Below are 14,506 nucleotides of genomic sequence, written 5' to 3' on the forward strand. Positions count from 1 at the left end.
CGAGTGCCAGGCGAGCTCGGTGAAGACGCGCGTCTTGATCCGGTAGGCCGGGTCGGCGCCGCCATAGAGGTCCTGCGCGAACAGCTTCTTGCCTTCGGCGTGCTTGAGGAAGTCCTGATAGAGCGTCTCGAACTGCTCTGCGGTGATCGACTGGTTGCCGGCCCACCACATCTTCTTGTCGGTGGTGGCGTCACGCACCGTGAACTTGTCCTTCGGGCTGCGCCCGGTGAACTCGCCGGTGTCGGCGCAGAGTGCGCCGTCAGCGGACAGCACCGCCTCGCCCGCAGTGAGCGAGTATTGATAGAGTTGCGGCGCACCGAGGTTCCAGTGAACCTGCTGGAGATTCTTTAAACCGAACTTGTCGGCGCCAAAGGCACCGTTGCGCACGCCCGTCTCTTGCACGAAAAAATCCTCCTAGAACCCGCGACATTCAGCGCGACCAGAACTTCAGCACCATCGCGGTCACCGTGATTTATAGGCCAACCAGCCTCGGCTGGGCGACCTAATAATGATGAACGCTGGCGTTGCCAAGCTGATCCCGCAGGATTTGGTTTATTCAAGGACCGCGCCAAACGTCGCGCATGTCAGCTCTGAGCAGCTGCATCAAAAAATCACGAATGATCGCGCAACCAAATGCGGAATTCGGCGTTGATCAAGGTTTTTGCGACGCACAATTCCGGCTGCCGGCTTATCGTACCTCGCCTTCGCCGATGAGCGCGAACGGTCCCCACATCGCCGGGTAGGCGTTGCGCGGCGACGAGGTGTCGTCGACAAACGTTAACATCGCGCGGCGCAAGGCTTCGGCGCGACCGATTTTTGGTTCGTTCTTGAGCAGCTCGAATGTCGATGTGGTGAGGCGGGTGGCGGCTTCCGAATCCACGGCCCAATGCGAGACCAGCAGCGCGCGGGCACCGGCATAGAAGAAAGAGCGCGCCAATCCCGACAGCGCCTCGGCGCCGGGCTTGTCGCCGGCGATGGTGTTGCAGGCGGACAGCACCACCCAATCGGCGTTGAGCTTGAGCTGGGCCACCTCGCTCGCGGTCAGAAGGCCGTCGTCGAGCTCAGACGGCTGATCGGGAATGGACAATGCAAGCGAGGGCTCGCCCAGTCCCTTGACGTCGCCGGCAACGAGGCCGTGGGTGGCAAAGTAGATGATGCCGTATTGAGCAAGCACTGCACGCTTCAGCGTCGTTTCGCTGGCATCGCGTCCGAGATGGATGTCGGCATCAGTGGCGCCGACGTCTCTCGCCACCGCGTTGAGCTCATCGGCGGTATCGGGCAGTTGCGGCAGCGCCTGCGCGAGCCGCGCGCGGTCGACCCCGGCGCCGCGCCAGAAATCGGTATAGGCAATCGTCGCAATGCTGCGCGCCGCGACCTTGCCGCCTGCGGCGCGACGGTCGGCGGGTCCTTCCAGCGCGGGATTGAAAACGGGATCGCCGAAGCCGGTCATCGGCTTCGCGCCCTGATCCCTGCGCGCGAAGGCACGCAACGATTTCAGGCTGATCACCGACGGCAGCACCGAGACGGCCTGACGCCGCAGCAGCCAGGCGGCGTCGCGATAACCTTCGAGCCTGTCCGGAATCGCAGCCTGCGGCTTCTCCGTCACCAGCAGATGAAACGGCAATGCGGTCAGCGCCGCCGATGGCACGACCAAGAGGCTGCGCTTGTCCTTCGTCAGCGCCTCGACCGGGCCGAGCAGCGCGACATAGAGCTCGTTCGCGAGCGCAAGATCGAACAGCCCAGATTTGCCGGAGGCATCGCGCGCCTTGCCGACATCCAGTCCCCTGCGGAACGCCGAGACCTTCCGCGCCATCGCGTCCGCGCCGAGCGAGATCTCCTTCCAGTCGGCACCATCGCGCGTGATCGCGATGACATAGCTTCGCTTGTCGACGACGGAATAGATCACCATCGCCTCATCGGCCGACAGCAGCGGCTGGAAGTCCTTCACCGCCAGCGGCAGCGGGTTCGAGAGCGAGGCGTAGTCGGGAAACTCGAGCGTGAGCGTCTTCTGCAGGCCCGCACGCTCGCTTGCGATCGCAGCGATCCGCGCGCGGCTGCGTTGCTCGGCTGCGACGTCGCGCTGCGCCAATTGCTTCGACACCGCCGTGATGATCGCCTTGTCGAGCGCCTCGGCCTCGGCCGCGATATCCTGATCCCGGCGCACCAACTCGGCCAGCCGGTCGCTGCCGGCGGCCAATCGCACCGCGAGCTTGTTCACGGCAGAGGCGGCGGAAGATTGCGTGCCGCGCTGAATCGCGCCGAGGGCGTCATCCAGCGCCTTGTCGCTCGCCAGCAGAGTTTGCTGGCGCGCAGCGAACAGAACCGGCAGCACGGTGCGCAGCTGCGCGCGGTTGGCGGCAAGCGTCTTCTGCGCAAACGGCAAGGCGTCGGCGGTACGGCCCGACACCTGAAGGAAATAAGCGAGATTGCTGGTCGAGGTAACGACATCGGGATGGTCAGGTCCGAGTGCACGCTCGCGGATGGCAAGCGCGCGGCGATAGAGCGGCTCGGCCTCGGAATAGCGCTGCTGGTGCTCGTAGAGCCCGGCGAGATTGTTGAGCGAGCGCGCCACGTCGGGATGATCCGCCCCCAGCACCTTTTCGCGGATCGCGAGCGAGCGCTTGATCGGCGCTTCGGCGTCGGCATCGCGGTTGAGGTCGCGATCGACCTGGCCGAGATTGTTCAGGACCGTGGCGACCGCGGGATGCTCGGGCCCGGCGGCCTTCTGATAGATCGCGAGGGCACGCTGAAACAGCGGTTCGGCGTCGGCAAAATGCTCCTGCTTCACGTAAAGCGTGGCGAGATTGTTGAGAGCCTGGCCGACATCGGGATGCGCGCGCGACAGCGCCTTTTCGCGAACGGCCAGCGCACGCTTGAACAGCGGTTCGGCTTCGGTGAAGCGGCTCTGCCGCTGATAGAGCGCCGCAAGATTGTTCAGGAGCGGCGCGATCTCGACGCTGCCCTGACCGGTCCCCTTCTCCATCAGCGCGATGGCGCGTTTGTAAAGCGGCTCGGCCTGATCGTCGTGGCCCTGGTCGGCGTAAATCTGCCCGAGATTGTTGAGCGCCGCGGCGAGGTCGCGGTTGTTGCTGGTCTTCTCGAGCGAGGCCACCATGGCCTGCGCCAGCGGCAGCGCCTCCGCATATTTGCCGGCGCTTCGGAGCGCATTGATGCGCCCGCTTTGCGCCGACAGATCGCTCTTCTGGGCAAGACCGGGCGTGGCAAGCGACGTGGCGATCGCGAGCGCCAGACCCGCGGCCAATGCCAAACGACGACGCGTCATGAACCCTCGCTGCGAGCCTTAAGACCTGATCGTCTTGGGTCGCAGCGATGGGGCGCGGCGTTCAAATTGTTGCGTTCTAGTCCATCTTCATGCGTGCTTCGCCAGCGAGGCGGACCAGCATCTTGCGCAGCGATGTGCCGTCGGTCACCCGCTCCGGGAAGTCCAGCCGCAGCGCGTTCTGGCCGTCCTGCATGTCGAGGCCTTCCGGATCGCAGCCGGTGCAGCGCCAGTTCCCCGCAGCAGCGCCAAGGAGTTTGGTCGCATAGAGGCCCATGGCGTCGCGATGATCGGCATTCATGTGTTCGACAGCCCCCGCCTCCGCCGCCAGGAGATCCTCGGCGCCGGTGAGGTCTGTGAGGAACTGGGCGGGCTTGAGATCGACGATCCGGCCGAAGCCGGCGACCAGATGGGTTCCCGTGGGGTGGATCCGGAAGAAAGAGAAATCCTTAAAGGAAACAAAGCCTTCCGCCGACGGATGGGCACTAAGATACCGTCGCTGGAGCAAATCCTTCTCGGCACCGGCCTGCTCCGCCCGGCCGGACAGCATGATCCGGGCGCCTTCCAGCGGATCGCCCGCCGCCCGCTCGTCCAACATCAGGGAGATCCTGCTGTCGGCGAGAAGGTTCCTTGTATGCACGGCGAGGCCCGAGATCAGCAGGATGGGCGAGCCGTCGGGATGGCTGGCCAGATTGACCAGGGAACAATAGGGGTCGCCGCTGCCGGCCATGAGAGTTGCCAGCGCCCCCTGCCGCGATCGCCGCAGCAGGGATTTGGCGAGCTTTGCGGGGTCGAAATCAGGGGTCGGTTGCATCGGCTTTCTCGGCTCAGGTGGTTGCAAGGGGGGCCTTTTTTCGGGTAAACGGGGGCCCGGTTATGGGTCGACATGCGGCGGATCTGCCGTGTTTCGGGGAACTTGGTCACACTTCAGCCCAGCTTGCATTGCTCGGTGACAAGGTTCGAACGCCGACATCGGCACCCATGTATGCGGCGCATCAGTGGATTGCTCGCCGTTTCAAGCCACGACCCAAACGGAAAGCAGAAAGCAGAGGCTCATGCCCACAATCGCTTTGGTCGACGACGACCGCAACATTCTCACATCCGTCTCGATCGCGCTGGAAGCCGAAGGCTACCGCATCATGACCTACACCGACGGCGCTTCCGCGCTTGACGGTTTCCGCACCACCCAGCCCGATCTTGCGATCCTCGACATCAAGATGCCGCGCATGGACGGCATGGAGACGCTGCGCCGGCTCAGGCAGAAGTCCGACCTGCCGGTGATCTTCCTGACCTCCAAGGACGAGGAGATCGACGAGCTGTTCGGCCTCAAGATGGGCGCCGACGATTTCATCCGCAAACCGTTCTCGCAGCGCCTGCTGGTCGAGCGCGTCAAGGCGGTGCTGCGCCGCTCGGCGCCGAAGGACCCGACCGTCGCGCCGAAGGAGAACGACGCCAAGGCGCTCGACCGCGGCCTTTTGCGCATGGATCCGGAACGGCATACCTGCACCTGGAAGAACGAGCCGGTGACGCTGACCGTCACCGAATTCCTGATCCTGCAGGCGCTCGCGACCCGGCCCGGCGTGGTGAAGAGCCGCAACGCGCTGATGGACGCCGCCTATGACGACCAGGTCTATGTCGACGACCGCACCATCGACAGCCACATCAAGCGGCTGCGCAAGAAGTTCAAGGTGGTCGACAACGAGTTCGAGATGATCGAGACGCTCTACGGCGTCGGCTACCGCTTCAAGGAAGCCTGAGGCGCGAGGCGCCTTCACGAACGACGACGAGCATCGCCGGTTCTGATTCCATCGGGACCGGGATCGCTCTAAGGTGTGGGGACCTTCTCAACGCCGTCCTAACACGGGCGTAAGCATTGCTGGACCGAACGCAGCCTGATCCCAACCAGAGCGCCGGCGACGTCGCATCCGACGGCGTTCAGGAGCAGTTTGTCGAGGACAAGCCGCAGGGCTTCCGACCGCTGAACTGGCTCAAGCGCGCCGGGCAATTCTTCTTCGCGCTGTCCTTCTCCAGCCTGACCCGCCGCATCGTCTCGCTCAACCTCGCCGGCCTCGTCGCGCTGGTGGCGAGCATCCTGTATCTGTCGCAATTCCGCGCCGGACTGATCGACGCGCGGGCGCAGAGCCTGCTGGTGCAGGCCGAGATCATCGCCGGCGCGATTGCGGCCTCGGCCACGGTGCAGACCAACGCCATCACCATCGATCCCGACCGGCTGCTCGACCTCAAGCCGGGCGAGACCTATGGCGGCTCGGACGAGTACTCGCCGCTGGACTTCCCGATCAACCCGGAGCGCGTCGCGCCGGTGCTGCGCACGCTGATCTCGCCGACCAAGACGCGCGCCCGCATCTACGATCCGAACGGCAGCCTGCTGCTCGACAGCCGCAACCTCGAAAACGTGCTGCGCCTCGACCTGCCGCCGCCGGCAGAGAAGCCCGGCTTCGTCGAGCGCGGCATGGTCGCGGTGCGCACCTGGCTCAACCGCGGCGACCTGCCGCTTTATCGTGAGCTCGGCCCCGAGAACGGCAACGGCTATGCCGAGGTGGGCGATGCGCTCCAGGGCCAGAAGCGCTCGATGGTGCGGGTCAATGCCCGCGGCGAGGTGATCGTCTCGGTCGCGGTCCCCGTGCTGCGCTCGCGCGCGATCCATGGCGCGCTGATGCTGTCGACGCAAGGCGACGACATCGACCAGATGGTCACCGCTGAACGCCTCGCCATCCTGAAAGTCGGCGGCGTCGCGGCCGCCGTCATGATCATGCTGTCGCTGCTGCTCGCGAGCACGATCGCCGGGCCCGTGCGCCGGCTCGCCGACAGCGCCGAGCGCGTCCGCCGCCGCATCAAGGCCCGCATCGAGATCCCCGATTTCACCCGCCGTCGCGACGAGATCGGCCATCTCTCCGGCGCCCTGCGCGACATGACGAGCGCGCTCTACAGCCGCATCGAGGCGATCGAGATGTTCGCCGCCGACGTCGCCCACGAATTGAAGAATCCGCTGACCTCGCTGCGCTCGGCGGTCGAAACGCTACCGCTGGCGCGCAACGAGAACAGCCGCGCGCGCCTGCTCGAGGTGATCGAGCACGACGTCAAGCGGCTCGACCGCCTGATCTCCGACATCTCCGACGCCAGCCGCCTCGATGCCGAATTGCAGCGCCAGGATGCGATCCCGGTCGATTTGCGCCGCCTGCTGACGACGCTGGTGTCCGTCGCCAACGAAACCAAGCTCGGCCACGACGTCGCGGTCGAGACGCGCTTCGAGGGCCGCAGCCCGACCGACACCTTCGCCGTGAGCGGTCACGATTCACGGCTCGGGCAAGTGGTCTCCAACCTGCTCTCCAACGCGCAGTCGTTCTCCGAACCCGGCAGCAAGGTGCGCCTCACCTGCCGCCGCGCGCGCGGGGAGATCGAGATCGTGGTCGACGATGACGGCCCCGGCATTCGCGACGACGCGCTGGAACGCATCTTCGAGCGCTTCTACACCGACCGTCCGCATCAGGGTTTTGGCCAGAACTCCGGCCTCGGCCTGTCGATCTCCAAGCAGATCATCGACGCCCATGGCGGGCGCATCTGGGCCGAGAACCGTGCAGGCCCGCCGGATGACGAGGGCGTGCCGACGATCACCGGCGCGCGCTTCGTGGTGAGGCTGCCGGCGCTATGAGCCAAGGCAGCTTGAAAGAAGGCAGCTTGAACGAAGTCGGGCCGAGCGTTCACGCCTCCGCGGTCAAGGTCGGACATCGGGCGGTGCTGATCCGCGGTCCCTCGGGCTCCGGCAAGTCGCGCCTTGCCTTTGATTTGATCATGGCCGGACGCTCGGGCGTGGTCGAAAGGGCCGTTCTGGTCGGGGATGACCGTGTCCATCTGGCGACAGTCGGCGATGAAATTGAAGTCCGCCCCGCGCCGGTATTGGCTGGCCTGATCGAGATCCGGGGCCTCGGGATCCGCCGCTGCGTCTTCGTGGAGCATGCGACCGTCGGTCTCGTCGTCGATCTGGATGCCGCGGACGCCGAGCGCTTGCCTGCGGCGGATTCGCTGAAAACCCTCATTTCCGGTGTCGAAATACCACGAATCCCGGTTGGCCGCGGATATTCACCCCTCCCACTGGTTGTCGCGGCCTTGACCACTACCAAGAGTTCATCTTCCGTTAACCCCTCAGGCGATTGTTTGAAGGGAAATGGTAACCATATGAACCCCACTATCGCGACCGAATAGACCGGCGCAGCTCCCCTCATCCATCCGTCTAGATTCAGGGAGATACGCAACATCCCCTCTTGCGCAGGGGCTCTGGATGGTCAAAGTGGCGCGTTCGTGCGGTGCACCAAAAGCGCCCGCGAGGAGTTTTCCGATGATTGGTCTAGTACTTGTGACCCACGGGCGCCTTGCCGACGAATTCAAGGCAGCGCTTGAACATGTCATGGGCCCACAAAAGCAAATCGAAGCGATCACGATCGGCGCCGAAGATGATTCCGATCTCTGCCGAAGTGACATCATCGAGGCGGTTAACCGCGTCGATTCCGGCGACGGCGTTGCGATCCTCACCGACATGTTCGGCGGCACGCCGTCGAACCTTGCAATATCCTGCATGAGCCGGCCCAAGGTCGAAGTGCTCGCGGGCATCAACCTGCCCATGCTGGTCAAGCTCGCCAAGGTGCGCGAGGAGCGTCCGCTGCCCGACGCGATCGCGATGGCCCAGGAAGCAGGCCGCAAATACGTCACCATCGCCAGCCGCGTGCTCGCCGGCAAATGAGCGACGAGGCGCCACAAGCGGGGACAGGCGTGCCCGCGGGCGCGATCTCCAAGGACCTCCTGATCATCAACAAGCGCGGCCTGCATGCGCGAGCCTCCGCGAAATTCGTCCAGGCCGTCGAGCGCTTCGATGCGCAGGTCTGGGTGACGCGCGGCGGCGAGACCGTCGGCGGCACCTCGATCATGGGCCTGATGATGCTTGCCGCAGGACCGGGCACGACGATCACCGTGGCCGCCGCCGGCACCGACGCGGAAGCTGCGCTCGCGGCGATCACCGAGCTCGTTGAAAGCAAGTTCAACGAGGAAGGGATCTGAACCACGCGCTCGGTTGCCGTAGTGCCGTAGGGTGGGCAAAGGCGCGGAAGCGCCGTGCCCACGAACTCATCAGACGTGGGCACGCTGCGCTTTGCCCACCCTACGGCACCTCTCACTTCGCCGGCGGCGCGATGTAGACGTTCCAACTCATCGCCGGGCCGGCCTTGCCGTGGGTGAAGCGGCGCGTGGTCATCATCACGCGCTCGGCGTTCGGCGCCACCTCCGAAACCCACTTCTCGAACTTGGGCAGTCGTTCGTCGGTCGGATCGACTACGCCGATGAAGCCGTATCTCTTGACGTCGTCGAGCGAGGTCAGCCCCGACGCCCACGCCTCGTTCGGCGTGAACGGGCTGGGGTGATCGGGGCTGTAGAACACCATCGGCTGGATCGTTTCCATCGTCCCCGCAACGACCGCCCAGCGCGAGGCGAAGCGCGCGTGCCAGGCCTGGGTCAGCTCGCGTGCGAGCTCCGAGCGCGCGCCATAGGTCGCCGTGTTGCCGGCATTGGCCGTCATCTCGCGCGCGGCGATCCAGGGCGAGGCGGCGAGCGTGGCAACGCTGAGCACGAGCCAGATCGCGGCGATGTTGAACAGGCTCGCGCCCTGCACCCGCAGCGCCGGAATCGCGACCAGCGCGAGCGGCACCAGGAAGAACAGCGAGATGCCCCAATCGGTCTTCAGGTAGACGCCGAAGACCAGCGCGCCGAGCGGCGGGCCGAATGCGACGATGATCTGGATCATCCACACGTTCAGCGCCTGCGAGACATTGACGCCCGGATTGGCGCCGCGCGCCCAGGCGCGCGTGACGATGCGCAGAGGTGCTCGCACGAGCAACGTCATCCACGGCGGCACCAGCGCCATCGCGAGCCCGGCCAGCGCCACCGGCAATGCCAGCAGTCCGAGATTATGCAGCATGTAGCCGGTGACGAGCTGATGCACCTGGCCGCTGTCCGCGAGGCTGTAGGTGTCGCCGGCATAGGTCAGCGGCACGAAATGCGCCTCGGCCAGCCAGACCACGTGCGGGATCATCGCCACGACCATCGTCGCGATCGCGACCCACGGCGCCGGCGAACCCAAAAATCTCATCCGCTCCGGATGGATCAGCGCGGCAAGCCCGATGGCGCCGATCATGGTCAGCACCCAATATTTGGTCATCAGCGCCAGCGCGCCGGCAAGGCCGAGCAGGACGCCGGACTGCCAGCTCCGCTTCTCGAATGCATTGAGATAGGCGAGCACCAGCAGCGGCAGGGTGACGAGCTGAAGCAGATCCGGGTTGTATTTGAAACCCTTGAAATTGAAGATCGGGTAGAGCGCGACCATCACCACGACCAGGAACGCGCGCCGCGCATCCACCACGCGCAAGGCAACCAGCCAGCAGATCACCATGCCGGCGCTGACCGTCGCCATCGCCAGCGCATAGGTCGCCCAGTCCGCCGCCGGGAACAGCTTGAACCAGAGCCCGGCGACCCAGCCCGACAGCGGCGGGTGCTTGCCATAGCCCCACAGGAATTTCTGGCCCCAGCCATAGGCTTCTGCGACGTCCATGTGAACGTCCTGCGCTGCCTTCAGATTGATCAGGATGAAGGTCCAGAGCACCGCATGCAGGATGGCGAGCTGGATCACCAGCCACAATCTCGCCTCGGGGCGGACCGCGCAGGCAACCAGCCAGGCCCGGAAGCGGGCAAAGCTCGGGCGGGCCTTCGTGCGCACTCCAGGGGTGGGAAGAGACGTGGTCGACATGGGCGCTTGCCTAGCGCGTTTTGGCCCATCGTGGAATCAGCTTGGCGTGAAGAAAGGCCCTGAAATTACAGCAATATGGTTGCCGCACGGGGATGTGAGTGGTATCCCGCGCCCATGACGACCGTCCCCATTTCCAACATCCGCAATTTCTCCATCGTCGCCCATATCGACCATGGCAAATCGACGCTGGCCGACCGCCTGATCCAGATGACCGGCGGCCTCTCCGACCGCGAGATGGCGGGCAAGGAGCAGGTGCTCGATTCCATGGACATCGAGCGCGAGCGCGGCATCACCATCAAGGCGCAGACGGTGCGCCTGCAGTACCGCGCCAAGGACGGCAAGGACTACATCTTCAACCTGATGGACACGCCCGGCCATGTCGACTTCGCCTACGAAGTCTCGCGGTCGCTGGCGGCCTGCGAAGGTTCCCTGCTCGTGGTCGACGCCAGCCAGGGCGTCGAGGCGCAGACGCTCGCCAACGTCTACCAGGCGCTCGACAACAATCACGAGATCGTCCCGGTCCTGAACAAGGTCGACCTGCCCGCGGCCGAACCCGAGAAGATCAAGCAGCAGATCGAGGACGTCATCGGCATCGACGCCTCCGACGCGGTGATGATCTCGGCCAAGACCGGCCTCGGCGTGCCCGACGTGCTGGAAGCCATCGTCACCCGCCTGCCGCCGCCGAAGGGCGACCGCAATGCGACCTTGAAGGCGCTGCTGGTCGACAGCTGGTACGACGTCTATCTCGGCGTCGTCGTTCTCATCCGCGTCGTCGACGGTGTCATGAAGAAGGGCAGCCGCGTGCGCATGATGGGTACGGGCGCCGCCTATGACGTCGAGCGCGTCGGCTTCTTCACGCCGAAGATGCAGCAGGTCGACGAGCTCGGCCCCGGCGAGATCGGCTTCATCACCGCCGCGATCAAGGAAGTCGCCGACACCCGCGTCGGCGACACCATCACCGACGACAGGAAGCCGGTGACGGAGATGCTGCCGGGCTTCAAGCCGGCCATCCCGGTGGTGTTCTGCGGCCTGTTCCCGGTCGACGCCGACGATTTCGAAACGCTGCGCGGCGCCATGGGCAAGCTGCGCCTCAACGACGCCAGCTTCTCGTTCGAGATGGAAACGTCGGCCGCACTCGGCTTCGGCTTCCGCTGCGGCTTCCTCGGCCTGCTGCACCTCGAGATCATCCAGGAGCGGCTGTCGCGCGAGTTCGATCTCAATCTGATCGCGACCGCGCCGAGCGTCATCTACAAGATGAAGCTGACCGACGGCACCGAGATCGAGATCCACAATCCCGTCGACATGCCTGACGTGGTCAAGATCGCCGAGATCCAGGAGCCCTGGATCGAGGCCACGATCATGACGCCCGACGAATATCTCGGCAGCGTGCTGAAGCTGTGCCAGGACCGCCGCGGCTCGCAGAAGGAGCTGACCTATGTCGGCTCCCGCGCCATGGTGAAATACGATTTGCCGCTCAACGAAGTCGTGTTCGACTTCTACGACCGGCTCAAATCGGTCTCCAAGGGCTACGCCTCGTTCGACTATCATCTCACCGACTACAAGCCGGCCGACCTCGTCAAGATGCAGATCCTCGTCAACAACGAGCCGGTCGACGCGCTTTCGATGCTGGTCCATCGCACCCGCGCGGAGGGACGCGGCCGCGCCATGGTCGAGAAGATGAAGGAGCTGATCCCGCCGCACATGTTCCAGATCCCGATCCAGGCGGCGATCGGCGGCAAGGTGATCGCCCGCGAGACGGTCCGCGCGCTGCGCAAGGACGTCACCGCAAAGTGCTACGGCGGCGACATCACGCGTAAGCGCAAGCTTCTGGAGAAGCAGAAGGAAGGCAAGAAGAAGATGCGGCAGTTCGGCAAGGTCGACATCCCGCAGGAAGCTTTCATTGCCGCGCTGAAGGTGGATAGCTGAGGCGGGTTCGGGCCATTCCGGCCTCGGAGAATCGGGTTCGGCCCGGACCACTCGGGGCCCGACAAACAAAAACGCGAAAACAACCCCATGCACAGTAACCGCTCCCTTGGCGGCACTGCGATTTTTCGATTTTACGAAATCGATTTGCTCCGTCGGGCAAAACGGGGGTAGAATGTCATCGTCGCGCCGCCCGTGATCGCAGGGCCCTGGCGGCCACCGTCAGCGGCGGCGGGATTGGCGGCACCTTTAATGCGGCGGCAAGGCCCGCTATATTGCCAAGTAGGTTCAGCTGCCCTCACCGGAAACCTGTCATGGCCGACATCACGGTACATCTCGACGATGAACTTTACGACAAGGCTTCGCGCGTTGCTCGGCTGAACAATGTAAGCGTGAAAGAACTCGTCGAGGAGGTCATGCGCCGCCATCTGGACTACGTCGAGGTGGTGCAGGATTTCTCGAAAATGCCGCCGCTCTCGCTCGAGAATTATGAGCTCCATCGCGACGCCGACGAAAGCGATGAGGACTACGCATTCAGGCGCTCACTTTTCCAGTGAGGCCTGAATGGCCCCGCCCTTCCGACGCGGCGACATGGTCTGGAGTTACTTTCCGTTCGCCGAGACTCCCGACATTCCCGCACGGACGCGGCACGCGGCGATCATCATCGGCGCGTTTTCTGCAATCGACGCCTCCAAGATGCTGGGACACCAGGCGCCGGCGTACGGCGCCGCGGTTGCAGTTTACACCTCGTCTCAAGTCAGGAAGTTCGGCGACAGTCTGCCGATCGGGATCATCCAGGTCCCATTGGACAGGGCGCGTCAGAACAAGAACAGCTCCGCATTCTTCATCGATACGCGCGTCCGCGCGTATCTTCCGATCCACAAGGGCTACTTTCCCGATCTGGATACGCCGGATCATGGCCTGATCGCGTCAATCGATCCGGGATTGTTCAGACGCGTCATGGAGGAGTTTGCGCGAGTGAATGAGCGGGCGCGCGAGCAAATCGTGACTGTGGGCCCGCTCCGGCCGCGCTGATCGCGAATGACTAAGGTCATATGCTGGTCGTTCTGGGACGCGCTATTTGTGCGATCCTGGAAGGACAGTCGCTAATCACCACACCAAATAGACCGCCATGCCGCCGCGGCCGGCTGCATGGCGACGGAAGCGCGCTCAACACCCAGCCTTGCCCTCCGCCCTCCGATAGGCCACCATCCCCGCGCGCATCACCAACAAAACCAACAGCGCGAGGAAACGCATGAGCAAGCCGTCACGCTTCGACTATGGCTGGGTCGTTGTCGCCGCGGGTGCGCTGATGACTTGTGTCGGGTTCGGCACGATGCTGTCGCTGGCGGTGTTTTTGCAGCCGATATCGGAAGCGATGGGCTGGTCGCGCGCCGGCGTCTCAGCGGCGGCGACGCTGGATTTCCTCTGCATGGGATTTGCCGCGTTCCTGTGGGGTACGCTGTCGGACCGTTTTGGCACGCGTATCGTGGTGCTCGCGGGAAGCGTTCTGCTGGGGCTTGGTCTCGTGACCGCAAGCCAGGCGACAAGCCTGTGGCAATTCCAGCTTTGCTTCGGCGTGCTGATCGGCATTGCGGCCGGCAGCTTCTACGCACCGATGATGGCGCTCGCGAGCGCGTGGATCGAGACCAACCGCAGCCTTGCGGTGGCGCTGGTCTCCGCCGGCATGGGCGTGTCGCCGGTGACCATCGCGCCGACCGCGAGCTGGCTGATCACCACCTATGACTGGCGCACCGCGATGCTGGTGATCGGCATCGCTGCGTGGGCGCTGCTGATCCCCGCCTGCTTCCTGGTGCGCCCGGCGCCGGTGGCGGCGGGCGCCGCCGGTGCAGACTCGGCGCCGGAGGTCGAGCTGACCGCGGCGCAGGCGCTGCGCACGCCGCAATTCATCGCGCTCGCCGCGGCACATTTCGCCTGCTGCGCAGCGCATTCCGGCCCGATCTTCCACATGGTGTCCTATGCGATGGTCTGCGGCATCGCTCCGCTCACGGCGGTGACGGTCTACAGCGTCGCCGGCGTCTCAGGCCTCGGCGGCCGCCTGCTGCTGGGCGCCCTCGCCGATCGCATCGGCGCAAAGCCCGTGCTGGTCGGCGGCCTCCTTGTGCAGGCGATGTGCATCGCGACCTATCTTGCGGTCGCTCAGCTCGGCGAATTCTACGCGCTCTCGGTGGTGTTCGGCCTCGCCTATGGCGGGGTGATGCCGCTCTATGCGGTGCTGGTCCGCGAATTCTTCGGCGCGCGCATCATGGGCACCGTGTTCGGCGCAGTGTCGGCCTTCGCCAGCCTCGGCATGGCGCTCGGGCCGTGGGCCGGCGGACTCGTGTTCGACAATTTCCAGCGCTACACATGGCTGCACGTCGGCTCCTTCGCGATCGGCCTCGCCGCCGTCGCGGTAGCGCTGAGCTTCCCGACGAAACGCAGACCATTGCTCGACCTGGGCCGCGCTGCGGCGTGAGGAGGCAACGCGCAACGGC

At 64.8% G+C, this 14,506-nt stretch carries 13 protein-coding genes; 9 read left to right on the forward strand and 4 right to left on the reverse strand.

The features are described 5' to 3' along the window. The 3 genes from BM190_RS29115 to BM190_RS29125 form a co-directional block, all read right to left on the reverse strand. Positions 1-402 (reverse strand): phosphoenolpyruvate carboxykinase (ATP) (locus tag BM190_RS29115; protein ID WP_143109104.1); only part of this gene is annotated, 402 nt, incomplete at its 3' end. Positions 403-688: 286 nt separating this feature from the next. Beyond that, on the reverse strand, positions 689-3,283 hold the full coding sequence (locus BM190_RS29120; RefSeq protein ID WP_092261221.1) for a CHAT domain-containing tetratricopeptide repeat protein: 2,595 nt from the start codon (positions 3,281-3,283) through the stop codon (positions 689-691). 76 nt (positions 3,284-3,359) lie between these two features. After that, positions 3,360-4,094, reverse strand: a complete 735-nt coding sequence (locus BM190_RS29125) for a HugZ family pyridoxamine 5'-phosphate oxidase (RefSeq protein ID WP_092261222.1) — start codon at positions 4,092-4,094, stop codon at positions 3,360-3,362. 241 nt (positions 4,095-4,335) lie between these two features. On the opposite strand from BM190_RS29125, the gene BM190_RS29130 reads away from it, so the two are divergent. The 5 genes from BM190_RS29130 to BM190_RS29150 all read left to right on the forward strand — a co-directional run bounded on the left by BM190_RS29130 (position 4,336) and on the right by BM190_RS29150 (position 8,350). Continuing rightward, positions 4,336-5,037 carry a response regulator transcription factor gene (locus BM190_RS29130; protein WP_008542552.1) on the forward strand — a complete coding sequence of 234 codons (702 nt, stop codon included), beginning with the start codon at positions 4,336-4,338 and terminating at the stop codon, positions 5,035-5,037. Positions 5,038-5,153: 116 nt separating this feature from the next. Beyond that, positions 5,154-6,950, forward strand: a complete 1,797-nt coding sequence (locus BM190_RS29135) for a sensor histidine kinase (RefSeq protein ID WP_018316386.1) — start codon at positions 5,154-5,156, stop codon at positions 6,948-6,950. A 26-nt stretch (positions 6,951-6,976) separates the two neighbouring features. Then, positions 6,977-7,501 carry an HPr kinase/phosphorylase gene (locus tag BM190_RS29140; protein ID WP_092261393.1) on the forward strand — a complete coding sequence of 175 codons (525 nt, stop codon included), beginning with the start codon at positions 6,977-6,979 and terminating at the stop codon, positions 7,499-7,501. 133 nt (positions 7,502-7,634) lie between these two features. Further along, positions 7,635-8,036, forward strand: coding sequence for a PTS sugar transporter subunit IIA (locus tag BM190_RS29145; protein ID WP_007597752.1), 402 nt, complete (start codon positions 7,635-7,637; stop codon positions 8,034-8,036). After that, on the forward strand, positions 8,033-8,350 hold the full coding sequence (locus tag BM190_RS29150; protein WP_018316388.1) for an HPr family phosphocarrier protein: 318 nt from the start codon (positions 8,033-8,035) through the stop codon (positions 8,348-8,350). The genes BM190_RS29145 and BM190_RS29150 overlap by 4 nt, the downstream gene beginning before the upstream one ends. A 112-nt stretch (positions 8,351-8,462) precedes the next feature. On the opposite strand, the gene BM190_RS29155 is transcribed toward BM190_RS29150, so the two are convergent. Continuing rightward, positions 8,463-10,088, reverse strand: coding sequence for a glycosyltransferase family 39 protein (locus tag BM190_RS29155; RefSeq protein WP_092261223.1), 1,626 nt, complete (start codon positions 10,086-10,088; stop codon positions 8,463-8,465). 114 nt (positions 10,089-10,202) lie between these two features. Here BM190_RS29155 and lepA point away from each other — a divergent pair, with 114 nt between their 5' ends. The 4 genes from lepA to BM190_RS29175 all read left to right on the forward strand — a co-directional run bounded on the left by lepA (position 10,203) and on the right by BM190_RS29175 (position 14,487). Beyond that, positions 10,203-12,014, forward strand: coding sequence for a translation elongation factor 4 (lepA, locus tag BM190_RS29160; protein ID WP_026201664.1), 1,812 nt, complete (start codon positions 10,203-10,205; stop codon positions 12,012-12,014). 311 nt (positions 12,015-12,325) lie between these two features. Then, positions 12,326-12,568: a hypothetical protein gene (locus BM190_RS29165; RefSeq protein ID WP_092261224.1), complete on the forward strand. Its 243-nt coding sequence runs from the start codon at positions 12,326-12,328 to the stop codon at positions 12,566-12,568. A 7-nt stretch (positions 12,569-12,575) separates the two neighbouring features. Further along, on the forward strand, positions 12,576-13,046 hold the full coding sequence (locus tag BM190_RS29170; protein WP_092261225.1) for a hypothetical protein: 471 nt from the start codon (positions 12,576-12,578) through the stop codon (positions 13,044-13,046). Positions 13,047-13,266: 220 nt separating this feature from the next. Then, the gene (locus BM190_RS29175) at positions 13,267-14,487 is read left to right on the forward strand and encodes an MFS transporter (protein ID WP_092261226.1); all 1,221 of its coding nucleotides are present in this window, start codon (positions 13,267-13,269) and stop codon (positions 14,485-14,487) included. Positions 14,488-14,506 lie beyond the last annotated feature (19 nt).

This window comes from Bradyrhizobium sp. Rc3b (assembly GCF_900114915.1).
Classification (GTDB): Bacteria; Pseudomonadota; Alphaproteobacteria; order Rhizobiales; family Xanthobacteraceae; genus Bradyrhizobium.

Excerpts from the sequence above, each read along its gene's own strand:
- BM190_RS29145 (WP_007597752.1), top strand. The coding sequence starts at position 7,635 with ATGATTGGTCTAGTACTTGTGACCCACGGGCGCCTTGCCGACGAATTC.
- BM190_RS29165 (WP_092261224.1), top strand. The coding sequence starts at position 12,326 with ATGGCCGACATCACGGTACATCTCGACGATGAACTTTACGACAAGGCT.
- BM190_RS29155 (WP_092261223.1), bottom strand. The coding sequence starts at position 10,088 with ATGTCGACCACGTCTCTTCCCACCCCTGGAGTGCGCACGAAGGCCCGC.
- BM190_RS29120 (WP_092261221.1), bottom strand. The coding sequence starts at position 3,283 with ATGACGCGTCGTCGTTTGGCATTGGCCGCGGGTCTGGCGCTCGCGATC.
- lepA (WP_026201664.1), top strand. The coding sequence starts at position 10,203 with ATGACGACCGTCCCCATTTCCAACATCCGCAATTTCTCCATCGTCGCC.
- BM190_RS29150 (WP_018316388.1), top strand. The coding sequence starts at position 8,033 with ATGAGCGACGAGGCGCCACAAGCGGGGACAGGCGTGCCCGCGGGCGCG.
- BM190_RS29130 (WP_008542552.1), top strand. The coding sequence starts at position 4,336 with ATGCCCACAATCGCTTTGGTCGACGACGACCGCAACATTCTCACATCC.
- BM190_RS29125 (WP_092261222.1), bottom strand. The coding sequence starts at position 4,094 with ATGCAACCGACCCCTGATTTCGACCCCGCAAAGCTCGCCAAATCCCTG.
- BM190_RS29170 (WP_092261225.1), top strand. The coding sequence starts at position 12,576 with ATGGCCCCGCCCTTCCGACGCGGCGACATGGTCTGGAGTTACTTTCCG.
- BM190_RS29175 (WP_092261226.1), top strand. The coding sequence starts at position 13,267 with ATGAGCAAGCCGTCACGCTTCGACTATGGCTGGGTCGTTGTCGCCGCG.